The following is a 24,197-nucleotide window of genomic DNA, read 5'->3' as shown; positions in this document are numbered from 1 at the left end:
CGCCGCCGAACTTCTTGGCCAGCACGGTGGCGATCGCTGCGGTCAGCGTGGTCTTGCCGTGGTCGACGTGACCGATCGTGCCCACGTTGACGTGGGGCTTGGTGCGCTCAAACTTACCTTTTGCCATTTTCAAACTCCAAAAGAGCAATGCCTGTGTGGGGATTTAACGTCTGCACCCGGTTGCTGGCTCCTGCCGCACAGGGCAACGGCAGGGCACCGGGTCGCAGATTGCAGAAATCTGCAGGCGCTGGCGGCAGGCCACGGGGCCCGCCGCCAGCGCCGGTTTGCTTACTTCGCGCGGGCGGCGACGATGGCTTCGGCCACGTTGCGCGGAGCTTCGGCGTAGTGCTTGAACTCCATCGTGTACGTGGCGCGGCCCTGCGTCATCGAGCGCAGCTGCGTGGCGTAGCCGAACATCTCGGACAGCGGCACCTCGGCCTTGATGGCCTTGCCACCGCCGACCATGTCGTCCATGCCCTGCACCATGCCGCGGCGGCTGGACAGGTCGCCCATCACCGTGCCGGCGTAGTCCTCGGGCGTCTCGACCTCCACGGCCATCATGGGCTCGAGGATGACGGGGTTGGCCTTGCGGGCGGCCTCCTTGAAACCGAAGATGGCGGCCATCTTGAACGCCTGCTCGGACGAGTCCACGTCGTGGTAGGAGCCGAAGGTCAGCGCGACCTTGACGTCGACCACCGGGTAGCCGGCCAGCACGCCGCTGGTCAGCGCTTCTTCCACGCCCTTTTGCACCGCGGGGATGTACTCGCGCGGCACCACGCCGCCCTTGATCTCGTCGAGGAACTCAAAGCCCTTGCCCGGCTCATTGGGCTCCAGGCGGAACACCACGTGGCCGTACTGGCCCTTGCCGCCCGACTGGCGCACGAACTTGCCGTCCACGTCCTTGACGGTGTTGCGGATGGTTTCGCGGTAGGCCACCTGGGGCTTGCCGACGTTGGCCTCGACGCCGAATTCGCGCTTCATGCGGTCGACGATGATGTCCAGGTGCAGCTCGCCCATGCCGGCGATGATGGTCTGGCCCGACTCTTCGTCGGTGCGCACGCGGAAGGACGGGTCTTCGGCGGCCAGGCGCGACAGGGCGATGCCCATCTTCTCCTGGTCGGCCTTGGACTTGGGCTCGACTGCCTGTGCGATCACGGGCTCGGGGAACACCATGCGCTCGAGCATGATGTGCGCGTCCAGGTCACACAGCGTGTCACCGGTGGTCACTTCCTTCAGGCCCACGCAGGCGGCGATGTCGCCGGCACGCAGCTCGTCGATTTCCTGGCGTTCGTTGGCGTGCATCTGCACGATGCGGCCGATGCGCTCTTTTTTGCCCTTGGCAGCGTTGTAGACGGTGTCGCCCTTGGAGAGCACGCCCGAATACACGCGGATGAAGGTCAGCTGGCCGACGAAGGGGTCGGTCATCAGCTTGAACGCCAGCGCCGAGAACTTCTCGTCGTCCCTGGGCTTGCGCGTCAGGTGCTTTTCCTCGTCGTCGGGGTCGGTACCGGCCACGTCGGGAATGTCGGTAGGCGCGGGCAGGAAGTCCAGCACCGCGTCCAGCATGCGCTGCACGCCCTTGTTCTTGAAGGCCGAGCCGCACAGCATGGGCTGGATCTCGGTGGCGATGGTGCGCTGGCGGATGCCGGCAATGATGTCGGCCTCGGACAGGTCACCGTCTTCCAGGTACTTGTTCATCAGCTCTTCCGATGCCTCGGCAGCCGACTCGACCATGTTCTCGCGCCACTTGTTGCAGGTCTCGACCAGGTCGACCGGGATCTCGGCGTACTCGAACTTCATGCCCTGGCTGGCCTCGTCCCAGATGATGGCCTTCATCTTCAGCAGATCGACCACGCCCTGGAAATGATCCTCGGCACCGATCGGCACCACCACGGGCACCGGGTGGGCGTTCAGGCGCAGCTTCATCTGGTCATAGACCTTGAAGAAATTGGCGCCGGTGCGGTCCATCTTGTTGACGAAGGCCAGGCGCGGCACCTTGTGCTTGTTGGCCTGGCGCCACACGGTCTCGGACTGGGGCTGCACGCCGCCCACGGCGCAGTACACCATGACGGCGCCGTCGAGCACGCGCATGGAACGCTCCACCTCGATGGTGAAGTCCACGTGGCCGGGGGTGTCGATGATGTTGATGCGGTGCTCGGGGCGCGACAAATCCATGCCCTTCCAGAAGCAGGTGACTGCCGAGGAGGTGATGGTGATGCCGCGCTCCTGCTCCTGCTCCATCCAGTCGGTCGTGGCGGCGCCGTCGTGCACCTCGCCCAGCTTGTGGGTCACGCCGGTGTAGAACAGGATGCGCTCGGACGTGGTGGTCTTGCCAGCGTCGATGTGGGCCGAGATACCGATGTTGCGGTAGCGCTCAAGAGGGGTTTTGCGGGCCATGATGGGACCTTTCGTTAACGGTCAAGAGCCCGAACGCCAGCCGCAGGCGAACGGGCTCCAGCCTTCTGGAGGAGGGGTCGGAGCTTAGAAGCGGAAGTGGCTGAACGCCTTGTTGGCCTCGGCCATGCGGTGCACCTCGTCACGGCGCTTCATCGCGCCGCCACGGCCTTCGGTGGCTTCCACCAGCTCGTTGGCCAGGCGCTGCGCCATGGACTTCTCGCTGCGCTTGCGCGCGGCTTCCTTGATCCAGCGCATCGACAGCGCCAGACGGCGCACGGGACGCACTTCGACGGGCACCTGGTAGTTGGCGCCACCCACCCGGCGTGACTTCACCTCGACCATGGGCTTGACGTTGTTGATGGCCGTGACGAACACCTCGATGGCGCTCTTTTCCGGTTGCCTCTTCTCGATCAGATCGAGTGCGCCGTAGATGATGCGCTCTGCAACCGCCTTCTTGCCGCCTTCCATGATCACGTTCATGAATTTGGACAGCTCTACGTTGCCGAACTTGGGATCCGGCAGGATTTCACGTTTGGGGACTTCGCGACGACGTGGCATTTTTCACCTCTATCTTTGCTTCAGTTGGCACCATCTCAGGCACCGCGAGAGCCAAACTCAGGACTCCCACTTACTCGACCCTGGCACGACATCGGCCTGGGGTCACTACGCTGCGCACCGCGCCACGCGGCATGGCAGCACCGAAAATTCAAACCGCAGGGCTTACTTGGCCTTGGGCTTCTTGGCGCCGTACTTGGAGCGCGACTGCTTGCGATCCTTGACGCCTTGCAGGTCGAGCGAGCCACGCACGATGTGGTAGCGCACACCCGGCAAGTCCTTGACACGGCCGCCGCGCACCAGCACGACGGAGTGCTCTTGCAGGTTGTGGCCTTCACCGCCGATGTAGGAGATGACCTCGAAACCATTGGTCAGGCGCACCTTGGCGACCTTGCGCAGCGCGGAGTTCGGCTTCTTGGGCGTCGTGGTGTACACGCGGGTGCACACGCCGCGGCGCTGGGGGCAGTTCTCCATGGCAGGGCTTTTGGATTTGACAACTTCGACCGCGCGGCCCTGGCGCACGAGTTGGTTGATGGTTGGCATTAAATAATGTCCCTAACGTGAAATATCGAAAACGTGAAACCCTTCGGAAATTCCGAAAAGCCCTCTAGTCTATCAATTGTTCAAGAATCAAGCAAGCAGCCTTCGGAACATGCGCGCACTCTCGCTCAAATTCATTTGATCCACAGCCGGATGCCGTCCCAGGCGCGCCCCAGCAGCCCCGCCTGCTCCACGCTCTCCAGCGCCTGCAGCGGCACCTGCGCCAGCACCTCGCCCTCCAGCGTCACCTTCAGCGTGCCGACGGTCTGGCCCTTGGTGAAGGGTGCGATCAAGGGATCCTGGCGCACGATCTCGGTGGCGATCTTGCCGCCGCTGCCCGAGGGAATGGTCACGACGATCGGCTTTTCACTGCCGATCTTGAGCTTGCCCTTGGCCCCTTTCCAGATCTCCGGCGTCGCGGCGGGCTGGCCGGCGTCGAACAGCTTGACGCCATCGAACGCGGTGTAGCCCCAGTTCAGCAGCTTCTGGCTTTCGTTGGCGCGGGCGTTCTCGCTGGCGGCGCCCAGCATGATGGACAGCAGGCGGCGCTGGCCCGCCTGCGGGAATTCGCGCTGCGCCGTGGCCACTAGGCAGTAGCCGGCCGCCGCGGTGTGGCCGGTCTTCAGGCCGTCGACCGTCGGGTCGCGAAACAGCAGTGTGTTGCGGTTGTTGCTGTTGGACTTGGGCGTGCCCTCGTAGCGGTACTGCTTGATCGAGTAGTAGTGCATGTACTCGGGAAAGTCTTGCATCAGGCGCGTGGCCAGCACGGCCAGGTCGCGCGCCGTCGTCGTGTGGCCGGGCTCGGTCAGGCCTTCGGGGTTCTTGTAGTGCGTTCCGGTCATGCCGAACGCCTTGGCCTGCTCGTTCATCAGGCGCACGAAATTCTCGGCAGTACCGCCCACGCCCTCGGCCAGCGCCATGGTGGCGTCGTTGCCCGACTGCACGATCATGCCCTTGATCAGGTCGTCGACCGGCACCTGCATCTTGGGGTCGATGAACATGCGCGAGCCGGGCATCTTCCAGGCCAGTTCGCTGACCGGCAGGCGCTGCTCCAGGCTGATCTTCTTGGCGCGCAGCGCGTCGAACACCAGGTAGCCGGTCATCAGCTTGGTCAGCGACGCCTGCTCCACCGGCGCATCGATGTCCTTGGTGGCCAGCACCTGGCCCGAGCTCACGTCCATCAGCAGGTAGTTGCGCGCCGCGATTTCAGGCGGCTGAGGAATGCTTTGCGCCCACAGCATGGAGGGAGCGAGCAACGCGGCGCACAGAGCGCGGCGCCATGCCAGGGCAAACGGAGAACGGGAAACAGTCACGGGAAACACCAGGAAGAGAAGAAAAAATTGCCGCGGCTGCGGCGCAAGGCCACGCACGGCCATTGCTCGCGTGCGATCAGGTCACGCTGCGCACGTGGCGCTCGACCAGATCCTTGAGCAACGGCAATTGTCCGTGGAAGAAATGTCCGGCCGCGGGAATAACCGTAACAGGGAGTGTCTGCGGCCGCGCCCAGTCCATCACGCTGGCCAGCGGCACGACGTCGTCGGCCTCGCCATGGACGACCAGCGTGCGCAGCTGCGCCAGCGCCGGCACCTGCGCCACCGTGAAGCGGCTGGCCGCGGTGCCCACCAGCACGACGCGCTCGACCGCGCGCTGCGCCTGCCACAGGCGCTCCAACGCGTGGCTGGCAACAAAAGAGCCAAACGAGAACCCGGCCAGTGCCAAAGGCCCTTTTGCAGCAAAACGCTCGATCACCGCCAGCATGTCGTCGAGCTCGCCGCGCCCCTCGTCGTGCACGCCCTCGGTGGCGCCCACGCCGCGGAAGTTGAAGCGCACCGCGCTCCAGCCGCACGCGACGAAGGCACGCGCCAGCGTGTGCACCACCTTGTTGTCCATCGTTCCCTGGAACAGCGGATGCGGGTGGGCAATGACGGCCACGCCGCGCTGCGCCTCGCCCTCGGCCAGGCGCGCGCCGTTGTACAGGGTCTCGATGGCGCCCACGGGGCCAGCAATCAGCTGGCGTTCAATCAATGCGCCCATGTGTCAATGCCTTCGCCGGTTGTGAGGAGATGGTTCGTCAAGCAGGTTACAGAGTCGTGCTCATCGGCCAAGTTCCGGCGGCGCCAGCAGGCGCTCGACGATCTGCCCGCGCACCAGGTGCGACTCGACGATCTCCTCGATGTCCTGCAGGTCGACATAGCTGTACCACACGCCCTCGGGGTAGACGACCGCCACCGGTCCCGCGGCGCAGCGATCGAGGCAGCCGGACTTGTTCACCCGGATCTTGCCCGGCCCGGCCAGGCCGCGCTGCTTGACCAGTGCCTTGCAGTGCGCAAAAGCCTCCTGCGCACCGTGGTCGGCGCAGCAGTTCTCGCCGTTGGTTCGCTGGTTGATGCAGAAGAAGATGTGCCGCTGGTAGTACTGCGGCGGGGTCGGCGTCATTTCACTCATGCGGGGATTCTAGGAGGCTGTCGGACTTGGAGCGTCGAAAGCGAGAATCGGCCCCAGCGAGCACAGTTTTTGCCGGATTTGCAGCCCAATAGCCGAGCTATTGGGCAAAAAGACGGTAAAAAATGAGCCGCTGCGGTCGATTTGCAGCCGACGATTTCCAAGTCCGACAGACTCCTAGGATTGCGCCTCGCGGCGCGACAGCCGCGCCACCGCATAGACCAGCACCCCATAGGGCCAGAGCCAGCCCAGCCACTGCCCCAACCCATAAAAACGAATGAAGCGCCCCTGCTCCCAAGCTTGAAGCGTTTGCGAGAAATACGCGCTGGTCGGCGCCTGGTTGAGCAGCGCCAAGTGCCACAGCAGCGCGACCAGCAGCAGCGCGGTGCACAGCCGCCGGCGCAGCCCCGCCATGGCCAGTGCAGCCAGCACGCCCAGCAGCAGGCCGGCGCGCGAGGCGGTGCTCAGCCACTGCAGCGCATGGGCCGGGCCGTAGCTGAGCACGGTCGACAGCGTCATGCAGAAAAACCCCAGCACCGCGGCCGACAGCGCCAGCACCGCCCGGCGCCAGGGGCTGCGCACCACCGAATACAGCAGCAGGCAGGGCAGCAGCATGCCCAGCGCCACGGCCAGCATCTCACCCGCCGGCGCCAGCGGCTGCAGCGGTGCGTGGCGCACCGGCATCCAGGCGAGAAAAGGCGTGTCCTGCAACAGCTGCGTGAGCGCCGCCTCCAGCCGCTGCACCACCTGCCCCAGTCCCAGCGGCAGCGCCGCTGGAAACAGCAGCGCCCACGGCCACAGCGCCAGCAGCACCAGCGCCCCGCGCGCATGGGGCACGAACCACTGCTGGCGAAAGCGGCTCCAGCGCGCCAGCGCGCCCAGGCGCTCCAACAGCGCGGCCAACAGCGCGCCAATGCCGGCGCCGGCCGTGTTGAGCAGCCAGTCCAGGTTGGACGGCACGCGCTGGGGCAAGTAGATCTGGCCAAATTCCGCCGACAGCGACAGCAGCGCTCCCAGCGCCGTGGCCACGGGCACCGCATGGCGCCCGCTGCCCGAGCGCAGCCAGGCCAGCGCCAGCAGAAAGCCCAGCGGCGCATAGCCCAGCAGGTTGGAGACCACGTCGAACCAGGTCCAGTACGGGGGCGGCACGCGGTCGAACAGAAAGGCCCAGGGCGACACCCCCTGCACACGCCAGCCTTCGAATGGGAACCAGCTGGCGAACAGAATCAGCGCCGCATAGAGCAGCGCCAGGGGCCAGGCCGCGGTCTTGTGCATCGGGGCGCGACAACGCGGTCAAAAAGGCTTGACGACGACCAGAACCACCACGGCCACCAGCAGCAGCACGGGAATCTCGTTGAACCAGCGAAACCAGGTATGGCCGTGGCGGCTGCTGCCAGCCTGCAGCTGGCGCAGCAGCCGCGCACAGTACGCGTGGTAGGCCACGGTGAGCACCACCAGCGCCAGCTTGGCGTGCAGCCAGCCGTTGCCAGGCCCCTGGCCGATGCCGTAGCCCAGCCACAGCCACAGCCCCAGCGCGATGGCCGGCACCGCCAGCAAGGTGGTGAAGCGCAGGAGCTTGCGCGCCATCAAAAGCAGGCGCTGGCGCTCGGCCACCGACCCCGGCGTGACCATGGCCAGGTTGACGAAGATGCGCGGAAGATAGAAAAGGCCGGCAAACCAGCTGGCGATGAAGACGATGTGAAAGGCTTTGACCCAGAGCATCCGGGCAGTGTATGACGGCAGCGGCCCACCGCCGGGCAACCCCGCGACAGCCGCGGGCCAGCCCGCCGCGCGCCCTACCAGGGCTGCTTGTCAAAGCCCGACCACAGCGCGTCCAGGTCGGGGAAATTCCAGTGCGCCGGGTCTTCGCGCCCGACGATGCGGTCACTGCAATGCTTTGCCGCCAGGTCGATCTCCTCGGGCGGAATGCGCAGGTCGGACTTGGTCGAGAAAAACACCTTGACGACCGGCGCGGTCAGCGTCTTCGATTGCTGCACCACCACGCCCAGGCGCCCCGACGCCAGGCGCACCAGCGAGCCGATCGGGAAGATGCCCATGCTTTTGACGAAAGCGTGGAAATACGTCGCATCCAGGTGCCCGCCAGTCCACTCGGCCATGCGACGCAGCGACTCCGCCGGATCCCAGCCGCTCTTGTACGGGCGGTTGGAGGTGATGGCGTCATAAATGTCGCAAATGGCTGTCATGCGCGCGATCGGGCGGATCTTCTCGCCGGCCAGCCGGTCAGGGTAGCCGGTGCCATCGAGCTTTTCATGGTGATGCAGGCAGGCGTCGAGCACCGCGCCGGGCAGGTCGGCGTTGCCCTGGAGCATCCGGTGGCCGTGCACCGGGTGGCTTTTGACGATGGCGAATTCCTCGTCGGTGAGCTTGCCCGGCTTGTTGAGCACCTCCATGGGCAGCGCCGCCTTGCCCAGGTCGTGCAACAGGCCCGCCATGCCCGCCTGCTGCACCAGCGCCTCGCTGAACTGCAGTTGGCGCGCCAGCGCGACCATCAGGGCGCTGACGGCCACCGAATGCATATAGGTGTAGTCGTCGGCCGTCTTCAGCCGCGCCAGGCTGATGATGGCGCCGGGGCTGCGCGTGACCGACGCGGTGATGTCCTGCACCAGCGCACCGGCCGTCTCGGCGTTGACCGCACGCCCCATGCGCGCCTCGTTGAACATCGAGATGACGGCCTGCTTGGACTGCTGGCAGATCTGCCGCGCCCGCACGAACTCCTCCTGCAGGCTGATGGGGCGCGGCAACGCCTGAGCGCCCGCAGGTGGCACCGCCGCTGGCGCCGGCGCATCGCCCCCGCCGTCCGCCACGTCCAGTCCCTTGGCCGTGTCGATCCAGACCTCGCGAATCGTCGTCTGGCGCAGGCTGGCCAGATCCTGCGGATCCTCCAGCACAAAGCCGCTGCGCCAGAACGGATGCTCCAGCCAGGAGCCACACAGCGCATGGAGATACATCCCCAGGCGCAACTCGCTTACCGCAATTTTCTTCTGCATGCCCACCCCACCCTGCTGCGGCCGGGCTTGGGAATGGCCCGGCCGGCCATGACAAAAACCCCGCCTGTTGCCAGACGGGGCTTGTGCCTGGATGGCGACCCGAGGCGCTCTCCAAAGACAGCGCCGACCTCCGCATCAGCATCGAATTTCCCTATACACAGAGCATAGAGCGCTCCATTCTACGGAAAGTGGCTGCACGGCAATTTCGCTGGCCGCAGTCACGTCGGCAGCGCCGGCCGCATCCGCCTCATCAGGCGGTACAAGGCCTGTGCCGCCACCGACAGGCTGCGCCCGCGCCGGCGCACCAGGTAGATTTGCCGATCCATGCCCGGCAGCGACAGCGGCCGCGTCGCCAGGCCCGGCCGGTCGAAGTGAAACAGCGTCAGCGCAGGCACGACGCTGATGCCAAGCCCCGCCTGCACCAGCCCCATCACGGTCGCCAACTGCTCGACCTCGACCAGGGTGCGCATGGTTTGTGGGAAAAACGCCGCATCCAGGTACTGGCGCACGCTGCTGTGGCGCGCCAGATGCACAAAAGGCCATTGCGCCAGATCCTGCATGTCCACCCGGGGCAGCGCGGTCAACGGATGATCCTGGCGGCAGACCAGGTGAAAGCCGTCGCTGCAGAACGGCTCGGTCACCAGGTCGGGCGCATCGGCGCGCATGGCGGCCAGCGCCAGTTCGGCATCGCCCTTGGCCACGGCCTCTATGCAGGGCTCGGACAGCACGTCCAGCACGTCGATTCGCACGCCGGGGTGTTTTTCCAGAAAGCGCTTGAGCACTGCTGGCAGCCAGCCCGCCGCCAGCGAGGGCAGCAGGGCCACGGCCACGTGGCCCTGCGCCAGCTGCGCGGTGCTGGCCATGGCTTTTTCGCAGGCGGCGAACTCCTGCGCCAGGCGCTCGGCCAGCGGCAGAAAGCGCTCGCCCTCGGGCGTCAGCACGACGTGGCGCGTGCTGCGGTCGAACAGCCTCAGGCCGACGACGTTCTCCAGCGCCCGAATCAGCGCGCTGAAGGCCGGCTGCGACAGATGGCACTGGTCGGCTGCCCGGGTGAAGTTGCGCTGGTCGGCCAATGCCAGAAAAGCCTGGATGTCGCGCCGCGAGATATCCATTTGAATTACAGATCAATCTATTCAAACAATCGATTTCACAGATCGTACAGCCGTTTCTATAGTGGCCCCAGGAGACGACCATGACCGCGCACGACACCCCGCCCCAACCCCTGCTCGTCGGCTCTGGCGCCGGCTTTTCGGGCGACCGGATCGACGCCGCCGGCCCGGTGGTGCAGGAGCTGATCCGCCGCGCGCTGCCCGCGGTGCTGATCTTCGAGACCCTGGCCGAGCGCACGCTGGCGCTGGCCCAGCTGGCGCGCCGCAAGAACGCCGACGCCGGCTATGAGCCCCTGCTTCTCGATCTGCTGCGCCCGGTGCTGGCCGACTGCCTGGCGCACCACATCCGCATCGTCAGCAACTTTGGCGCCGCCAACCCGCAAGGCGCGGCGCGCGCCATCGCGGGCCTTGCGCGCACGCTGGGCCTGCGCACGCCGCGCATCGCCGTCGTGCACGGCGACGACATCAACGCGCCGCAGCAGCGCGCGCTGCTCATCCAGGCGCTGGACGATCGCATGCCCGACAGGCCACTGGTCAGCGCCAACGCCTACATCGGCGCGCGGCCGATCGCCCAGGCGCTGGCGGCGGGCGCCGACATCGTCGTCTGCGGGCGGGTAGCCGACCCGTCGCTGGTCGTCGGCCCTGCCATGGCGCACTACGGCTGGGGCTGGAACGACTGGGATCGCCTGGCGCGCGCCACCATGGCCGGCCACCTGCTGGAGTGCGGCTCGCAGGTGTCGGGCGGCTACTTCGCCGACCCTGGCTACAAGAACGTGCCGGGCATGGACCGCCTGGGCTACCCGATCGCGCAGATCGACGCCGACGGCGACTGCACCATCTTCAAACCCGAGGGCAGCGGCGGCTGCATCTCCACGGCCACGGTCAAGGAGCAGCTGCTGTACGAGATCCACGATCCCGCGCAATACCTGACGCCCGACGTCGTCGCCGACATCACCCAGGCCGAGGTGGTGCAGCTGGCGTCCGACCGGGTGCGCCTGCAGGGCGTGACCGGCCACCCGCGCCCGCAGGACTACAAGGTCAACGTCTGCTTTGAGGCCGGCTGGTTTGCCGAGGGCGAGATCTCATATGCCGGGCCGCGCGCCGCCGAGCGCGCCAGGCTTGCCGGCCAGACGATTGCGCAGCGCCTGGGGGCGATCGCGCCGCTGCGCACCGACCTGATCGGCCTGTCCAGCGTCTGGGGCAACGACACCAGCGACTGGCTGCAGCACGCAGAGCTTGCCGGCGCCAGCCATGACATCCGCCTGCGCATGGCCTGGCAGCACGCCGACCACGACACCGCCGCCCGGCTGACGCAGGAGATCAACGCGCTGTACTGCTGCGGCCCGGCCGGCGGCGGTGGCGTGCGCACCCACATGCGCCAGCGCCTGGGCATGGTGTCCTGCCTGGTGCCCCAGACGCAGATACCGACAGGCTTTGCCTGGGCCGAGCTTTCACAGGACTGAGCCATGACGCATCCATCCTCCGACTCCGCCATGGCCACCGTGCCGCTGTACCGCCTGGCGCACGGGCGCACGGGCGACAAGGGCAACCGCTCCAACATCAGCGTCATTGCCTGGCACCCGGCGCTGTGGGGTCTGCTGTGCGCACAGGTGACCGAAGACGCGGTGCGCACGCTGTTCGACGACCGCCACCCCTCCCGCGTCACGCGCCACCTGCTGCCGCGATTGCACGCAATGAACCTGGTGCTCGACGATGTGCTCGACGGCGGCGTCAACGATGCGCTCAACCTCGACAGCCACGGCAAGACGCTGTGCTTCCGCGTCCTGCAGATGCCGATTTCCGTACCGGCGCACCTCACCGCCCACCTGGTGGGGCCGAACGCCTGAACCCCCCCATCCACGACACAAGGAGACATCCATGCCAACCATCCACTTCAGCCGCCGCAGCCTGATTGCCGCCGCCGCTCTGAGCCTGGCCTTCGGCCAGTCCGCCATCGCGCAAAACGCCTTCCCGGACAAGCCGATCACCTTCGTCGTCCCGTTCGCGGCCGGCAGCGCGACCGACCAGCTCGCCCGCGCACTGGGCCAGTCGGTCACCGAGCAGACCAGGCAGCCCGTCGTCGTGGAAAACCGCGCCGGCGCCAGCGGCATGATTGCCGCCCAGGCGGTGGCCAAGGCAAAACCCGACGGCTACACGGTGCTGATCTCCACCAACACCACCCACGCCGCCAATGAGCATTTGTACAAAAAACTGTCCTACGACCCGGTGGCGGACTTTGCACCGCTGGCCGGCCTGGGCAAGGGGGGCCAGGTGCTGGTCGTGCCCGAGAAGTCGCCCTTCAAGTCGGTCGCCGACCTGCTGGCCTTCGCCAAGGCCAACCCCGACAAGCTCAGCTTCGGCAGCGGCAGCTCGTCGAGCCGCGTTGCCGGCGAGCTGCTCAAGCAGCTGGGCCACATTGATCTGCTGCATGTTCCGTACAAAAGCAACCCGCTGGCCATCACCGACCTGCTGGGCGGCCAGATCGACCTGATGATCACCGACGTCTCCACCGGCATTCCGCAGATCAAGGCGGGCAAGCTGCGCGCGCTCGGCTATTCCACGGCGACCCGCAGCTCCATGCTGCCCGACGTGCCGACGATTGCCGAGGCCGGCGTGCCCGGCTACGACATGGGCTACTGGTTTGCCGCCTGGGCACCCGCAGGAACGCCCGCACCCGTCGTCGAGACGCTGAACAAGCTGCTGGTCAACGCGGTCAACAGCCCGGCCGCCAAGACCTTCTTCGCCAACTCCGGCTCCGAGCCCTGGACCACGACGCCGCAGGAGCTGGCGCAGTTCCAGGCCGAGGAGACGAAGAAGTGGGGCGACGTCATCCAGAAGGCGGGCATCACGCCCGAATGAGCTCGCAGGGCAGGCGGCCGGCCTGACCGGCAGTTTGAGCAACGGCGCCTGCGGGCGCCGTTGGCGTTGCCGGGCACACCTACACTGCCCACCATGCCCGTCAATCCTGAAGCCACTCTCTGTCCCCTATGCCACCAGCCCAACGCCTGTGCCATGGCCGCGGCAGGCGCGGCACAGCACTGCTGGTGCATGGACGCGCCCATCTCGCGCGCGGCGCTGGCGCGGGTGCCTCACGCGCAGCGCGGCCTGGCGTGCATCTGCCCGCGCTGTGCGCAGGCCACTATCATCGACGGCAAAGACGACACCACGAGACAGGACACCCCATGCCCACTTACCACATCGAAATGATGGAAGGCCGCACCGTCGAGCAAAAACGCAAGCTGGCCGAGGAGATCACGCGCATCACCGTCGAGGTGCTGGGCGGCTCGCCCGAGTCGGTCGACATCTTGATCACCGACGTCAAGCGCGAGAACTGGGCCACGGGCGGCAAGCTCTGGCTGGACCGCAGGTAGCCGGGTGCCCACCATGCACGAAGCTCCCGCTCCCACCGCCATCGACGGCGCCGCGCTGGCCGACGCGCTGCTGCGCCTGCTGCGCCTGAAAACCCCACCAGTGGCGATGCAGATGTTTGCCCACGCAGACGACATGCAAGCCATAGAGCGCCTGCGCCGCCCGCAGGGCATGGTGCACACGGCCGACCAGATCGTCGGCCAGGCGGCGCGCCTGGGCTTCACGGTGGGCATCACCGCCGACGATCTGGTCGGCCCGCAGTGCTCGGCCGTTCTGGGCCTGTCGCCACGCAGCGAGGAATGGCTGCGCGGCGAGCCGATGGCCGGCGTGTGGTTTGCAACACAAGAGGACTCGGCCGCCCATCAGCAGGCCATGACCTGCGCGCCCTACGGCCGCTGGCAGGCCATGGCGGCCTCGCCGCTGGCCAGCGGCCGCCTGCCCGCGCCCAACATCGTGCTGGTCTACGCCAACCCGGCGCAAATGATTTTGCTGATCAACGGCCTGCAGTGGTCGGGCTACCGCAAGCTCGAATGGGGCGCGGTGGGCGAGTCGGCCTGCGCCGACTCCTGGGGCCGGGCGCTGGCCACGGGCGAGCCCAGCCTGTCCATCCCCTGCTTTCCCGAGCGGCGCTACGGCGGCGTGGCCGACGACGAGCTGCTGCTGGCGCTCTCGCCCGCCGACCTGGCCAAGGCCGTCGCCGGCGTCGAGCAGCTGGCGCGCAACGGCATGCGCTACCCGATACCGCCCTATGGCGTGCAGATGGACGTGCGCGCCGGCATGGCGCGCAGCTACGGCGGGAAAAAGGTGTGAGCGATGTGCCAGCTGCTGGGCATGAACGCCAACACCCCCACCGACGTGACCTTCAGCTTCACCGGCTTCGCACAGCGCGCCGGCCACACGGCCGACCATACCGACGGCTGGGGCATCGCCTTCTTCGAGGGCAAGGGGCTGCGCCACTTCGTCGACCATGAGCGCGCGGTCGACTCGCCCGTGGCCGAGCTGATCCGGCGCTACCCGATCAAGAGCCGCAACGTCATCTCGCACATCCGCAAGGCCACGCAGGGACTGGTGACGCTGGAGAACTGCCACCCCTTCGTGCGCGAGCTGTGGGGGCGCTACTGGGTGTTCGCGCACAACGGCGACCTGAAGGACTTCCGCCCGCGCCTGCATGCGCACTTCCACCCCGTGGGCACGACCGACAGCGAGCACGTCTTCTGCTGGCTGATGCAGGAGCTGTCCAAATCGCACGCCGGCATGCCGCCGGTGGCCGAGCTGACGCTGACGCTGCGCGAGCTGGCCGCGCGCATCGCGCCGCACGGCACCTTCAACTTCCTGCTCTCCAGCGGCCAGGCGCTGTGGGGGCACGCCACCACACAGCTGCACTACATCGAGCGGCGCCACCCGTTCTCGCGCGCGCGCCTGGCCGACGAAGACCTGGCCATCGACTTTGCCGCCTGCACCACACCCAACGACCGCGTGGCCGTGATCGCCACCGCGCCGCTGACCTGCGACGAGGCCTGGACCGCTTTTCACAGCGGCGAGCTCAAGGTGTTCGTCGACGGCGTTCGCGTGTAGGCCGGCCGGCCGTCAGCAGGACAGGCGCGGTGGATTCATCGGCCGGCACGACGGCCTGCGCATCCAGGCGGAACATGGCCATCACCTGATTGAGCCACTGCGCCTGCTCCTTGAGCTGAACGGCCGCCGCCGTCGACTGCTCGACCAGCGCGGCGTTTTGCTGCGTCATCTGGTCGAGCTGCCCGACCGCCACATTGACCTGGGAGATGCTGGTGGCCTGCTCGGTCGCGCCGACGGTGATTTCTCCCACCGACTGCACCACCCGCTGCACCGAGCCGACCACTTCACCCATGGTCTGCCCCGCCTGCTGCACCAGGCGTTCGCCGGCCTGCACGCTGCCGGCACTGTGCTCGATCAGGCGCTTGATCTCGCGTGCCGCCTCGGCACTGCGGCCGGCCAGCGCACGCACCTCGGAGGCGACGACGGCAAACCCCCGTCCCGCCTCGCCGGCCCGCGCTGCCTCGACGGCCGCATTGAGCGCCAGGATGTTGGTCTGGAATGCAATCGCGTCGATGACGGAGATGATGTCGGCAATGCGCCGCGATGCCTCGGTGATGTCCTGCATGGTCTGCACCACCTGCTCCACCACCTGGCCGCCGCGTTGCGCGACGTCCGCCGTGTCGCCCACCTGTTGGCGCACCTGTTGCGCCGTGCCCGCGGACTGGCCGACGGAGCCCGCCAGCTCCTCCATGCTGGCGGCGGTCTGCTGCAGGCTGGATGCCGTCTGCTCGGTGCGCTCGCTCAGGTCGGCGTGGCCCTGCGCCACCTCGACGCTGGCAAGACCGATGTTCTGCGCAGCATCGCGCACCTGCGAGACCAGCTGCGTCAGCTTCTGGCGCATGTCGCGCAGCGCGTCGACCATCGGCCCCAGCTCGTCGCGGCGCCGGGGCGGCACCACCACTGCCGCCAGATCGCCATCGGCGACCAGCCGCAGCGCACGCTGCACGCCGGCCAGCGGCTGAAGGATTGCGCGCATGGTCCAGATGGCCACAGCAACGAGCACCAGCAGGCACAGGCCGCCGCCGGCGACCCCCAGCGCCAGCATGCGCGCACTGGCGCTGCGTGCCTGGTCGTACGTTGCCTGGGCGCGCTCCTGCGTCAGCGGAATGAGTTGCTGCAACGGCTTGACCACGCCCTGGATGAGCGCGGCCCAGTCGCTTTCAAGCACGTCGGTCAGCGCGTCCTCGTCCTTGGACTGGTAGCCCTGCTCAAGTCTTTGCAGCGTTGCATGCACCACCTGCCAGTGCTGCGACAAAGCCTGCACGCTGGCGTGGGCCGGCTCCTGCCCGGCACCCCATGCGTTCTGCAGCAGCGGCTGCACGATCGCCCAGGCACCGTCCAGCTCCTGGCGCGCCTCCCGCAGGTGATTGAGCGAACCCTGCACCGGCAACTGGTCGAGCAGCACCGCCGCGGCGCGAAAGCGCAGCTCCAGCAGCAGCACGTCGATGCGCTGCAACTGCTGCTGCGTGACGTTGGCTTCGCTGTACAGCGCCTGCAGCGCCGCCTCGTTGGTGCGGTTGGCCTTGAAGAACAGGGCCGACAGCAGCGCTACCGCGGCCACGGCCAGCCCCGCCAGCAGCCACAGACGCCCTTTGATGGTCAGCTGCACGCCCGCTCTCCCCTGTTGCGTTATTGCGTCGGCAGGCCTTGGGCCACCCACTCCGGCAGGCCGCCACGCAGCCAGTGCAAATTGGTATAGCCAGCCCCGTGCGCCGCTACCGACGCCTTGTAGCTCTTCCAGCACTCGCCGGCGTTGCAGAAGAACACGATGCTCGCGCCCTTGTCGGCCGGCAGCTTGCTCAGGTCGAACTTGTCCTGGCTGGCGTCGAAGTCAGCGCTTTTGGCGCTTTTCTCACGGTAGGGGACGCTTTTTGCGCCCTTGATCGTTTTTTCCGCGTATTCGGCCGCAACCCGCGTGTCCACCAGCAACGAGCCGGCGCTTTGCAGTTTTTGCGCCTCCGCCGCGTTCACCACCTTGACGCCGTCGAGCGTCGCCGGCGTTTGCGCCGCCCATGCCGGCAGGCCCACGGTGAAGATGGCAGCCGCCATCCATTGCATCCATTTACGTTTGAGCATCGCGATCTCCCTTGCAAAACATTGAATAGGTCAGATGCTGAAACAAAAAGAAACGAAAAGCAAGCTTCATCGGCCGTCCGCAGGGTCTTGCCGAAATTACCTATCGTGCAGAAGCCGTGACGCCCGGCCGCTCGGCCAGCGCTTCATGCGCCGACGTTTTGACGAATCTCAAGACCTTTAAAGCACATTGGTAATACCAATAAGGCAAATATTTTCAATGTTTTAGGTATTTACCCTAGGCATTACAAGCAACATATCTCCGAAAATCGCCGCACCCCGCAAAATTGGTCTGAGTTGGTTGGACCATTGTTCCCGCATGCGGAAGTCCACCGCCCACCACGGATCCGACACCAGTGGCGGAGCGGACGCCCGGGCCACGCGCCCAGACTCCTGATCGACTCACAAGCCATGCAAACCCTCTGGCAGCAGAACTACGACCCCGCCGGCAACATCTGGCTCTCGGCGCTGGTCGCACTCATTCCCATCATCTTTTTCTTCCTGGCGCTGACCAAGCTGCGTCTGAAGGGCTGGCTGGCCGGCACCATCACGGTGGTGCTGGCACTGGCCGTCGCGCTGGTGTTCTTCAAGATGCCGCTGAGCGCGGCGCTGGCGTCCGCGGTCTATGGCTTCTTCTACGGCCTGTGGCCAATCGCCTGGATCATCGTGGCCGCGGTGTTCCTGTACAAGATTTCGGTCAAGACGGGGCAGTTCGACGTGATCCGCTCGTCCATCCTGACCGTGACGCCCGACCAGCGCCTGCAGCTCATCCTGGTGGGCTTTTGCTTCGGCGCCTTCCTGGAGGGCGCGGCCGGCTTTGGCGCGCCGGTGGCCATCACCGCGGCGCTGCTCGTCGGCCTGGGCTTCAAGCCGCTGTACGCGGCCGGCCTGTGCCTGATCGCCAACACCGCACCTGTGGCGTTTGGCGCGATGGGCATCCCGATCATCGTCGCCGGCCAGGTGTCGGGCATCGACCCCTTCGTCGTCGGCCAGATGGCCGGGCGCCAGCTGCCGTTCATGACCATCGTCGTGCTGTTCTGGCTGATGGCCATCATGGACGGCTGGCGCGGCGTGCGCGAGACCTGGCCTGCAGTGCTCGTCGGCGGCGGCAGCTTCGCGGTGACGCAGTACCTGACGGCCAACCACATCGGGCCGGAGCTGCCGGACATCACCTCGTCCATCGTCTCGCTGATCGCGCTGACCGCCTTCCTGAAGGTCTGGAAGCCGCGCCACGTCTTCCGCTTCGAAAACGCCAACGCCAGCCACCCCGCCGATCCGCAAGCCGCCGCACCGCAGCAGCGCCTGACCGCGGGCGCCATCATCGGCGCGTGGTCGCCCTTCATCATCCTGACCATCATGGTGACGATCTGGAGCATCAAGCCGTTCAAGGCGCTGTTCGCCGCCGGCGGCCCGCTGGCGCCCACCATCATCAACATCCCCGTGCCCGCGCTGCACAACCTGGTCGAGAAGATGCCCCCCGTGGTGGCCTCCGCTGTGCCCTATGGTGCGGTCTATACCTTCAACTGGCTGCTGGCCACCGGCACGGCCATCCTGATCGCGGCCATCATCACCGTCGTGCTCACGCGCCTGTCGCCGGCCAAGGCCGTCGCCACGCTGGGCGAGACCTTCAAGGAGCTGGCCGTGCCGATCTACTCCATCGGCATGGTGCTGGCGTTCGCCTTCATCGCCAACTACTCGGGCCTGTCGGCCACGCTGGCCCTGGCGCTGGCGCACACCGGCCAGGCGTTCACTTTCTTCTCGCCCTTCCTGGGCTGGATCGGCGTGTTCCTGACCGGCTCGGACACTTCTGCCAACGCCCTGTTCGCCGCGCTGCAGGCCACTACCGCGCACCAGCTGGGCCTGCCCGAGGTACTCACCGTGGCCGCCAATACCACAGGCGGCGTGACCGGCAAGATGATCTCGCCGCAGTCGATCGCGATTGCCTGCGCGGCCGTCGGCCTGGCGGGCAAGGAGTCCGACCTGTTCCGCTTCACGGTCAAGCACAGCCTGGCGTTCGCGGCCATCATCGGCATCATCACGACGCTGCAGGCCCACGTGTTCCCCTGGATGATTCCGGGTCACTGACAGCAACGGAGAGCCCGCCATGCGCCTGGCCGACCACGTGCTCGACAAGCTGCTGACGCTGGTGCAGACGCTGCAGCTGCGCCCCGGCCAGCGCCTGCCCGCCGAGCGCCGGCTGGCCGAGCAGCTGGGCGTGTCGCGCACCTCGGTGCGCGAGGCCATCCAGAAGCTCATCAGCCAGGGCGTGCTGGCGGCGCGCCGCGGCGACGGCACCTACCTGCAGGCACCGGCCACGGCCCAGTGGCTGCAGGGTGCGGTCGCCCCGCTGGTCGGCCTGATGAACGCCGACCCGCACTACCGCTACGACGTGCTGGAGGCGCGCCAGGCGCTGGAGGCGAGCACCGCTGCGCTGGCCGCCCAGCGCGCCACGCCCGAGGACAAGGCCCGCATCCGCCAGCAGTTCGACATCATGCTGCGCCACCAGCAGGACGGCGACGCCGAGCAGGCCGCGCGCGCCGACGCGCAGTTTCACCTGGCGATCGCCGAGGCCTCGCACAACCTGGTGCTGGTGCAGGTCATGCACAGCCTGTTCAGCGTCGTGCTGTCCACCGTCGAGCGCAACCGCAGCGCGATGTTCCGCCTGAGCGCGCCGTCCACGCAGCATGCGCTGACCGAGCAGCACGCCGCGCTGATGCAGGCCATCGACGACGGCGACGCGACGCGCGCGCGCCAGTGCATTGCCGCGCACCTGGACTACGTGCACGCCAGCATCCAGCGCCTGGACGAAGACCTGGCCCGGCGCGAGCGCGCCCAGCGCCTGCACCACGAGCCCGCGCTGGCGCCCGCCCACCTTCCCGAATCGACCCGACAAGAGTCCACACCATGATCATTTCCTCCAGCGCCGACTACCGCAAGGCGGCGCAGCAATTCCTGCCGCCCTTTCTGTTTCACTACATCGACGGCGGCGCCTACGCCGAGCAGACGCTCAGGCGCAACGTCGACGACCTGGCCGCCGTGGCGCTGCGCCAGCGCGTGCTCAAGAACATGAGCCAGCTCGACACCAGCATCGAACTGTTCGGCGAGAAACTGTCCATTCCGGTGGCGCTGTCGCCCGTCGGCCTCACCGGCATGTACCGCCGCCGCGGCGAGGTGCAGGCCGCACGCGCGGCCGACCAGTTCGGCGTGCCGTTCACCATGTCCAGCGTCTCGGTCTGCCCGATCGAGGAGGTGGTGCCCACAATCCGCCGCCCGATGTGGTTCCAGCTCTACGTGCTGAAAGACCGCGGCTTCATGCAGAACGTGCTCGAACGCGCCCAGGCCGCCGGCTGCAGCACGCTGGTGTTCACCGTCGACATGCCGGTGCCCGGCGCGCGCTACCGCGACGCGCACTCGGGCATGAGCGGCCCCAACGCCGCAATGCGCCGCTATCTGCAGGCGGTCACGCACCCGCGCTGGGCGCTGGACGTGGGCCTGCTCGGGCGCCCGCACGACCTGGGCAACATCTCCACCTACCGTGGCAGTCCCACGGGGCTGGAGGACTACATGGGCTACCTGGGCGCCAACTTCGACCCGTCGATCTCGTGGAAGGATCTGGAGTGGATCCGCACCTTCTGGAAGGGCGCGATGGTCATCAAGGGCATTCTCGATCCCGAGGACGCCCGTGACGCGGTGCGCTTTGGCGCCGACGGCATCATCGTCTCCAACCACGGCGGGCGTCAGCTCGACGGCGTGCTGTCCTCGGCGCGCGCGCTGCCGGCGATTGCCGACGCCGTGAAAGGCCAGATCAAGATTCTGGCCGACTCGGGCGTGCGCAACGGCCTGGACGTGGTGCGCGCGCTGGCCCTGGGCGCGGACTGCACCATGATCGGCCGCGCCTACATCTACGCGCTGGCCGCCGCCGGCGAGGCAGGTGTCAAGCACCTGCTGGAGTTGCTGGAGAAGGAAATGCGCGTGGCGATGACGCTGACCAGCGTCGCCAAGGTGGCCGACATCACCGGCGACATGCTGGTGCGCGAGGCCTGACCCACCCCTCGCGGCGTGCGGCGGTGTTCAATCGCGCAGCGCCAGCGCCGTCCCCAGGGCCATGAACAGCCCGCCGCACACGCGGTTGAAGCCCCGGCCCACGCGCGCCAGCCAGCGGCGCACGCGCTGCGCGGCGCTGGCCAGCACGAACTCGGTCGCCACCTCGGTGGCGACGAAGGTGGCCGCCAGCAGCGCGAACTGCCACGCCAGGCTGCGCTGCGGGTCGATGAAATGCGGCAAAAACGCGCTGAAGAACAACACCGCCTTGGGATTGGCCAGCGCCGACAGCGCGCCCTGGCGCAGCAGCTGTGCGCCGCTGCGCTGCACGGCGTCCGCGTGCAGGTCCAGGTCGAGCGCCGGCGCGCGCCACAGCTGCCAGCCCAGCCACACCAGGTAGGCGCCGCCGGCCCACTTGAGCAGCGCCAGCCACACGAGCGACGCCTTGATCAGCGCGCCAATGCCGAACAGCGACAGGCCGATGACCACGACAAAGCCCAGCGCGCCACCGGCAATCGTGTACAGCGTGCGTGCACGCCCGTACAGCGCGCCGTGCGTCAGCGCCAGCAGCCCATTGGGCCCGGGCGACAGCGACAGGCCGACGCAGGCGGCCAGATACAGCAACCAGGTTTGCAGCGCCATGCGTAGAGCTCCTTGGCAAACGGTGCGGCGGCGCGCGGGCTGCCTGCGCTCACGCCGCGAAGGCGTAGTCGATGGTCAGCGGCGCATGGTCGCTGAACTTCTCGTCCTTGTAGACCTGCGCCCGGCGCGCCAGCTCGGCCAGCGCGGGCGTTGCCAGGTGGTAGTCCAGCCGCCACCCGACGTTGTTGGCATAGGCCTGGCCGCGGTTGCTCCACCAGGTGTAGGCCTCGCCGGTGGTGTCCGGGTGCAGGCTGCGGTAGACGTCGACCAGGCCGCCGCCCGCCTCGCGCGGGCCCAGCAACTGCGTCATCCAGGCGCGCTCCTCGGGCAGAAAGCCGCTGTTCTTCTGGTTGCCGCGCCAGTTCTTCAGGTCGATCTGCTGGTGGGCGATGTTGATGTCGCCGCACAGGATGAAGTCGCGCTGGGCCACCAGCGCCAGCAGGTGCGGGTGAACCAGGTCGAGAAAGCGGTACTTGGCCTGCTGGCGCTCGTCGCCCGAACTGCCGCTGGGAAAGTAGGCGCTGATGATCGAGCGCTTGCGCGTGGGCGTGTCAAAGCGCAGCTCGACATAGCGCCCCTCGGCATCGAACTCGGCGTCGCCCAGGCCGACGATCACGTCGCTGGGCTCCTGGCGGGTGTAGACGCCGACGCCCGAATAGCCCTTCTTCTCGGCAAAGTGGAAATAGCCCTGCAGGCCGGCCAGCTGCTCGAAGCGCCCCGCAAGGTCGGAGGCCTGGGCCTTGAGCTCCTGCACGCAAATACAATCCGGCCGGTGTGCGGCAATCCAGGCCTCGACGCCTTTGCTGGTCGCCGAGCGGATGCCGTTGAGGTTGAGCGTAGTCAGACGAAAAGAGGAATTTCCCATGGGTGATCAGGCAGTGCAGGCAGGCGGCGCACAAGGCGCACTGGCGCAGGACTTCGTCCGCTTCGCGGTACAGGCCGGCGTGCTGCGTTTTGGTGAGTTCAAGACCAAGGCCGGGCGCATGAGCCCGTATTTCTTCAATGCCGGGCTGTTCGACGATGGCGCCAAGCTGGGGCGGCTGGCGCAATTCTATGCACAGGCGCTGCTGGCCAGCGGCATTGCCTTCGACATGGTCTTCGGCCCCGCCTACAAGGGCATTCCGCTGGCGGCCACCGTCGCCGTCGAGCTGGCGCGCCTGGGCCACAACGTGCCGTTTGCCTACAACCGCAAGGAAGCCAAGGATCACGGCGAGGGCGGCACGCTGGTGGGTGCGCCCCTGGCGGGCCGCGTGCTGATCATCGACGACGTGATGAGCGCCGGCACCGCCGCGCGCGAGTCGATTGCGCTGATCCGCGCCGCCGGCGCCACGCCGCACGCAATGGCGATTGCGCTGGATCGCCAGGAAAAGGCGACCGAGAACGGCCGCGACGTCGACCACAGCGCGGTGCAGTACGTGCGCGGCACGCTGGGCATGCAGGTCTGTGCGATTGCCCGCCTTGCCGACTTGCTACAGTACCTGTCGGCCAGCGAAGGCGGCCAGCAGATGAGCGAACACCACGCACGCGTGCTGGCCTATCGCCAGCGCTACGGCGTGGAAGACTGAAACACGAAAGCAGAGACAAGGCATGCGAGGAGGCACGACGGGCAAGGCGGGCACCATGGCGCTGACACTGGCGCTGCTGTGCCCGGCGCTGGCCTGGCCCCAGCCGGCGCAGCGCGGCAACGAGGTCTACACCTGCACCGACCGCCACGGCCGGCGCATCACCTCCGACCGCCCGATCGCCGAATGCGCCGACCGCGAGCAGCGCGTACTCGACCACACCGGCACCGAACGCAGGCGCATCGGCCCGACGCTGACCGAGAACGAGCGCGCCGAGCGCGAGCGCCAGCAGCGCGAACGCGCCCGCGAGCTGGCGCGCCTGGCCGAGCAGCGCCACCGCGAGCGCGTGCTGGTCGCGCGCTACCCCGACGCGCTGGCGCACCAGCAGGAACGCCAGTCGGCGCTGGAGCAGGTCAATGCGGTGATCGAGGTGGCAACGCGCCGCATCACGCAGCTGCGCGCCGAGCGCCGCAAGCTCGACAGCGAGCTGGAGTTCTACCCGGACGGCCTGACGCAGGCGCCCGACAAACTGCGCCGCGCCTACGCCGACAACGACCGCGACACCGCCGAGCAGCAGCGTTTCATCGCCACGCAGGAGCAGGAGAAGCAGCGCATCAACGAGCGCTTCGACGCCGAGCTGGCCGAGCTGCGCCGCCTGTGGGCCGAGCGCAGCGGCGAGCCGGCATCACCAACCGAAGGTAGCGGGCGCTGATCTGCCCCGCCCTTTCCGCTTCTCCAATGAACAAGGGCTCCCGTGGGAGCAATGCCGGTAAGTTAAGCCAAGACCCTTCTGGGCCTTGGCTGTTTGGTTTGTACAGTACGGGGCTGATGAACTGAACTGGCCGAATTGGCCATTGATAGCCGATGCTGCTGCAAACGTACCT

Annotated in this window: 27 protein-coding genes; 12 read left to right on the top strand and 15 right to left on the bottom strand. The window is 67.4% G+C overall.

All coding sequences use genetic code 11. The features are described 5' to 3' along the window. The 11 genes from ABD767_RS16255 to ABD767_RS16205 all read right to left on the bottom strand — a co-directional run. On the bottom strand, window positions 1-127 hold a 127-nt coding region (locus ABD767_RS16255), incomplete at its 3' end, for a GTP-binding protein (RefSeq protein WP_344869949.1). Between the two features lie 161 nt (window positions 128-288). Continuing rightward, a complete protein-coding gene (fusA, locus tag ABD767_RS16250) occupies window positions 289-2,397 on the bottom strand; it encodes an elongation factor G (protein ID WP_103046559.1) in 2,109 nt (702 codons plus the stop codon). A gap of 84 nt (window positions 2,398-2,481) precedes the next feature. Further along, a complete protein-coding gene (gene rpsG, locus ABD767_RS16245; RefSeq protein WP_103046560.1) occupies window positions 2,482-2,955 on the bottom strand; it encodes a 30S ribosomal protein S7 in 474 nt (157 codons plus the stop codon). Window positions 2,956-3,117: 162 nt separating this feature from the next. After that, window positions 3,118-3,495, bottom strand: a complete 378-nt coding sequence (gene rpsL / locus ABD767_RS16240; protein ID WP_103046561.1) for a 30S ribosomal protein S12 — start codon at window positions 3,493-3,495, stop codon at window positions 3,118-3,120. Between the two features lie 131 nt (window positions 3,496-3,626). Further along, on the bottom strand, window positions 3,627-4,733 hold the full coding sequence (locus tag ABD767_RS16235; protein ID WP_344869948.1) for a D-alanyl-D-alanine carboxypeptidase family protein: 1,107 nt from the start codon (window positions 4,731-4,733) through the stop codon (window positions 3,627-3,629). A 148-nt stretch (window positions 4,734-4,881) separates the two neighbouring features. Then, window positions 4,882-5,526, bottom strand: coding sequence for an alpha/beta fold hydrolase (locus tag ABD767_RS16230; protein ID WP_103046563.1), 645 nt, complete (start codon window positions 5,524-5,526; stop codon window positions 4,882-4,884). A gap of 60 nt (window positions 5,527-5,586) precedes the next feature. Next, window positions 5,587-5,937, bottom strand: coding sequence for a 2Fe-2S ferredoxin (locus ABD767_RS16225; RefSeq protein WP_103046564.1), 351 nt, complete (start codon window positions 5,935-5,937; stop codon window positions 5,587-5,589). Between the two features lie 174 nt (window positions 5,938-6,111). Continuing rightward, the gene (locus ABD767_RS16220) at window positions 6,112-7,209 is read right to left on the bottom strand and encodes a VanZ family protein (RefSeq protein WP_103045800.1); all 1,098 of its coding nucleotides are present in this window, start codon (window positions 7,207-7,209) and stop codon (window positions 6,112-6,114) included. 18 nt (window positions 7,210-7,227) lie between these two features. After that, the gene (locus ABD767_RS16215) at window positions 7,228-7,656 is read right to left on the bottom strand and encodes a HemJ family protein (protein WP_103045801.1); all 429 of its coding nucleotides are present in this window, start codon (window positions 7,654-7,656) and stop codon (window positions 7,228-7,230) included. 74 nt (window positions 7,657-7,730) lie between these two features. Further along, on the bottom strand, window positions 7,731-8,942 hold the full coding sequence (locus ABD767_RS16210; RefSeq protein ID WP_103045802.1) for a DUF3391 domain-containing protein: 1,212 nt from the start codon (window positions 8,940-8,942) through the stop codon (window positions 7,731-7,733). A 218-nt stretch (window positions 8,943-9,160) separates the two neighbouring features. After that, window positions 9,161-10,054, bottom strand: a complete 894-nt coding sequence (locus tag ABD767_RS16205; RefSeq protein WP_103045803.1) for a LysR substrate-binding domain-containing protein — start codon at window positions 10,052-10,054, stop codon at window positions 9,161-9,163. Window positions 10,055-10,134: 80 nt separating this feature from the next. Here ABD767_RS16205 and ABD767_RS16200 point away from each other — a divergent pair, with 80 nt between their 5' ends. The 7 genes from ABD767_RS16200 to ABD767_RS16170 all read left to right on the top strand — a co-directional run bounded on the left by ABD767_RS16200 (window position 10,135) and on the right by ABD767_RS16170 (window position 14,995). After that, the gene (locus ABD767_RS16200) at window positions 10,135-11,514 is read left to right on the top strand and encodes an acyclic terpene utilization AtuA family protein (protein ID WP_103045804.1); all 1,380 of its coding nucleotides are present in this window, start codon (window positions 10,135-10,137) and stop codon (window positions 11,512-11,514) included. A 3-nt stretch (window positions 11,515-11,517) separates the two neighbouring features. Next, window positions 11,518-11,898 (top strand): AtuA-related protein, encoded by a 381-nt coding sequence (locus ABD767_RS16195; protein WP_103045805.1) that lies wholly within the window; start codon window positions 11,518-11,520, stop codon window positions 11,896-11,898. 31 nt (window positions 11,899-11,929) lie between these two features. After that, window positions 11,930-12,910, top strand: a complete 981-nt coding sequence (locus ABD767_RS16190) for a tripartite tricarboxylate transporter substrate-binding protein (RefSeq protein WP_103045806.1) — start codon at window positions 11,930-11,932, stop codon at window positions 12,908-12,910. Window positions 12,911-13,003: 93 nt separating this feature from the next. Further along, window positions 13,004-13,258, top strand: a complete 255-nt coding sequence (locus tag ABD767_RS16185) for a cysteine-rich CWC family protein (protein ID WP_103045818.1) — start codon at window positions 13,004-13,006, stop codon at window positions 13,256-13,258. Next, window positions 13,234-13,422 carry a 4-oxalocrotonate tautomerase gene (locus ABD767_RS16180; RefSeq protein ID WP_103045807.1) on the top strand — a complete coding sequence of 63 codons (189 nt, stop codon included), beginning with the start codon at window positions 13,234-13,236 and terminating at the stop codon, window positions 13,420-13,422. Before ABD767_RS16185 ends, ABD767_RS16180 begins: the two co-directional genes overlap by 25 nt. Before the next feature lie 13 nt (window positions 13,423-13,435). Continuing rightward, the gene (locus tag ABD767_RS16175) at window positions 13,436-14,230 is read left to right on the top strand and encodes a DUF169 domain-containing protein (protein WP_103045808.1); all 795 of its coding nucleotides are present in this window, start codon (window positions 13,436-13,438) and stop codon (window positions 14,228-14,230) included. Between the two features lie 3 nt (window positions 14,231-14,233). Then, window positions 14,234-14,995, top strand: coding sequence for a class II glutamine amidotransferase (locus tag ABD767_RS16170; protein WP_103045809.1), 762 nt, complete (start codon window positions 14,234-14,236; stop codon window positions 14,993-14,995). Here the strand turns inward: ABD767_RS16170 and ABD767_RS16165 are convergent. Both ABD767_RS16165 and ABD767_RS16160 read right to left on the bottom strand, forming a co-directional pair. Beyond that, window positions 14,964-16,604 carry a methyl-accepting chemotaxis protein gene (locus ABD767_RS16165; RefSeq protein WP_146031492.1) on the bottom strand — a complete coding sequence of 547 codons (1,641 nt, stop codon included), beginning with the start codon at window positions 16,602-16,604 and terminating at the stop codon, window positions 14,964-14,966. The two genes, ABD767_RS16170 and ABD767_RS16165, sit on opposite strands and share 32 nt — an antisense overlap. Before the next feature lie 20 nt (window positions 16,605-16,624). After that, window positions 16,625-17,071 (bottom strand): rhodanese-like domain-containing protein, encoded by a 447-nt coding sequence (locus ABD767_RS16160; RefSeq protein WP_103045810.1) that lies wholly within the window; start codon window positions 17,069-17,071, stop codon window positions 16,625-16,627. A 408-nt stretch (window positions 17,072-17,479) separates the two neighbouring features. Here ABD767_RS16160 and lldP point away from each other — a divergent pair, with 408 nt between their 5' ends. From lldP to lldD, 3 genes are read left to right on the top strand one after another with little or no spacing between them, the layout of a single operon-like run. After that, the gene (gene lldP, locus ABD767_RS16155; protein WP_103045811.1) at window positions 17,480-19,153 is read left to right on the top strand and encodes an L-lactate permease; all 1,674 of its coding nucleotides are present in this window, start codon (window positions 17,480-17,482) and stop codon (window positions 19,151-19,153) included. A 19-nt stretch (window positions 19,154-19,172) separates the two neighbouring features. Continuing rightward, a complete protein-coding gene (gene lldR, locus ABD767_RS16150) occupies window positions 19,173-19,976 on the top strand; it encodes a transcriptional regulator LldR (protein WP_103045812.1) in 804 nt (267 codons plus the stop codon). Continuing rightward, window positions 19,973-21,112, top strand: coding sequence for an FMN-dependent L-lactate dehydrogenase LldD (gene lldD, locus ABD767_RS16145; protein ID WP_103045813.1), 1,140 nt, complete (start codon window positions 19,973-19,975; stop codon window positions 21,110-21,112). Before lldR ends, lldD begins: the two co-directional genes overlap by 4 nt. A gap of 27 nt (window positions 21,113-21,139) precedes the next feature. Here lldD and ABD767_RS16140 read toward each other — a convergent pair whose 3' ends face one another. Both ABD767_RS16140 and ABD767_RS16135 read right to left on the bottom strand, forming a co-directional pair. Continuing rightward, window positions 21,140-21,751, bottom strand: a complete 612-nt coding sequence (locus ABD767_RS16140) for a LysE family transporter (RefSeq protein ID WP_103045814.1) — start codon at window positions 21,749-21,751, stop codon at window positions 21,140-21,142. 49 nt (window positions 21,752-21,800) lie between these two features. Then, window positions 21,801-22,616, bottom strand: coding sequence for an exodeoxyribonuclease III (locus ABD767_RS16135; RefSeq protein ID WP_103045815.1), 816 nt, complete (start codon window positions 22,614-22,616; stop codon window positions 21,801-21,803). Here ABD767_RS16135 and pyrE point away from each other — a divergent pair. Beyond that, window positions 22,615-23,316 carry an orotate phosphoribosyltransferase gene (gene pyrE / locus ABD767_RS16130; protein WP_103045816.1) on the top strand — a complete coding sequence of 234 codons (702 nt, stop codon included), beginning with the start codon at window positions 22,615-22,617 and terminating at the stop codon, window positions 23,314-23,316. The genes ABD767_RS16135 and pyrE overlap by 2 nt on opposite strands. 22 nt (window positions 23,317-23,338) lie before the next feature. After that, a complete protein-coding gene (locus ABD767_RS16125; RefSeq protein ID WP_103045817.1) occupies window positions 23,339-24,025 on the top strand; it encodes a DUF4124 domain-containing protein in 687 nt (228 codons plus the stop codon). The last annotated feature ends 172 nt before the right edge of the window (window positions 24,026-24,197 follow it).

This window comes from Comamonas faecalis (genome assembly GCF_039538025.1).
Classification (GTDB): Bacteria; Pseudomonadota; Gammaproteobacteria; order Burkholderiales; family Burkholderiaceae_C; genus Comamonas_C; species Comamonas_C faecalis.
The sequence above is the reverse complement of the archived record's forward strand: the minus strand, read 5'-3'. Positions and strand labels throughout refer to the sequence as shown.

What these genes read in the sequence shown, in the direction of transcription:
- ABD767_RS16190 (WP_103045806.1), top strand. Translation starts at nt 11,930, where the DNA reads ATGCCAACCATCCACTTCAGCCGCCGCAGCCTGATTGCCGCCGCCGCT.
- ABD767_RS16180 (WP_103045807.1), top strand. Translation starts at nt 13,234, where the DNA reads ATGCCCACTTACCACATCGAAATGATGGAAGGCCGCACCGTCGAGCAA.
- fusA (WP_103046559.1), bottom strand. Translation starts at nt 2,397, where the DNA reads ATGGCCCGCAAAACCCCTCTTGAGCGCTACCGCAACATCGGTATCTCG.
- ABD767_RS16225 (WP_103046564.1), bottom strand. Translation starts at nt 5,937, where the DNA reads ATGAGTGAAATGACGCCGACCCCGCCGCAGTACTACCAGCGGCACATC.
- ABD767_RS16135 (WP_103045815.1), bottom strand. Translation starts at nt 22,616, where the DNA reads ATGGGAAATTCCTCTTTTCGTCTGACTACGCTCAACCTCAACGGCATC.
- lldD (WP_103045813.1), top strand. Translation starts at nt 19,973, where the DNA reads ATGATCATTTCCTCCAGCGCCGACTACCGCAAGGCGGCGCAGCAATTC.
- ABD767_RS16205 (WP_103045803.1), bottom strand. Translation starts at nt 10,054, where the DNA reads ATGGATATCTCGCGGCGCGACATCCAGGCTTTTCTGGCATTGGCCGAC.
- lldP (WP_103045811.1), top strand. Translation starts at nt 17,480, where the DNA reads ATGCAAACCCTCTGGCAGCAGAACTACGACCCCGCCGGCAACATCTGG.
- ABD767_RS16200 (WP_103045804.1), top strand. Translation starts at nt 10,135, where the DNA reads ATGACCGCGCACGACACCCCGCCCCAACCCCTGCTCGTCGGCTCTGGC.
- ABD767_RS16210 (WP_103045802.1), bottom strand. Translation starts at nt 8,942, where the DNA reads ATGCAGAAGAAAATTGCGGTAAGCGAGTTGCGCCTGGGGATGTATCTC.
- ABD767_RS16125 (WP_103045817.1), top strand. Translation starts at nt 23,339, where the DNA reads ATGCGAGGAGGCACGACGGGCAAGGCGGGCACCATGGCGCTGACACTG.
- ABD767_RS16235 (WP_344869948.1), bottom strand. Translation starts at nt 4,733, where the DNA reads ATGCTGTGGGCGCAAAGCATTCCTCAGCCGCCTGAAATCGCGGCGCGC.
- ABD767_RS16140 (WP_103045814.1), bottom strand. Translation starts at nt 21,751, where the DNA reads ATGGCGCTGCAAACCTGGTTGCTGTATCTGGCCGCCTGCGTCGGCCTG.
- rpsG (WP_103046560.1), bottom strand. Translation starts at nt 2,955, where the DNA reads ATGCCACGTCGTCGCGAAGTCCCCAAACGTGAAATCCTGCCGGATCCC.
- ABD767_RS16160 (WP_103045810.1), bottom strand. Translation starts at nt 17,071, where the DNA reads ATGCTCAAACGTAAATGGATGCAATGGATGGCGGCTGCCATCTTCACC.
- ABD767_RS16215 (WP_103045801.1), bottom strand. Translation starts at nt 7,656, where the DNA reads ATGCTCTGGGTCAAAGCCTTTCACATCGTCTTCATCGCCAGCTGGTTT.
- ABD767_RS16220 (WP_103045800.1), bottom strand. Translation starts at nt 7,209, where the DNA reads ATGCACAAGACCGCGGCCTGGCCCCTGGCGCTGCTCTATGCGGCGCTG.
- ABD767_RS16170 (WP_103045809.1), top strand. Translation starts at nt 14,234, where the DNA reads ATGTGCCAGCTGCTGGGCATGAACGCCAACACCCCCACCGACGTGACC.
- ABD767_RS16185 (WP_103045818.1), top strand. Translation starts at nt 13,004, where the DNA reads ATGCCCGTCAATCCTGAAGCCACTCTCTGTCCCCTATGCCACCAGCCC.
- ABD767_RS16195 (WP_103045805.1), top strand. Translation starts at nt 11,518, where the DNA reads ATGACGCATCCATCCTCCGACTCCGCCATGGCCACCGTGCCGCTGTAC.
- pyrE (WP_103045816.1), top strand. Translation starts at nt 22,615, where the DNA reads ATGGGTGATCAGGCAGTGCAGGCAGGCGGCGCACAAGGCGCACTGGCG.
- ABD767_RS16230 (WP_103046563.1), bottom strand. Translation starts at nt 5,526, where the DNA reads ATGGGCGCATTGATTGAACGCCAGCTGATTGCTGGCCCCGTGGGCGCC.
- ABD767_RS16175 (WP_103045808.1), top strand. Translation starts at nt 13,436, where the DNA reads ATGCACGAAGCTCCCGCTCCCACCGCCATCGACGGCGCCGCGCTGGCC.
- lldR (WP_103045812.1), top strand. Translation starts at nt 19,173, where the DNA reads ATGCGCCTGGCCGACCACGTGCTCGACAAGCTGCTGACGCTGGTGCAG.
- rpsL (WP_103046561.1), bottom strand. Translation starts at nt 3,495, where the DNA reads ATGCCAACCATCAACCAACTCGTGCGCCAGGGCCGCGCGGTCGAAGTT.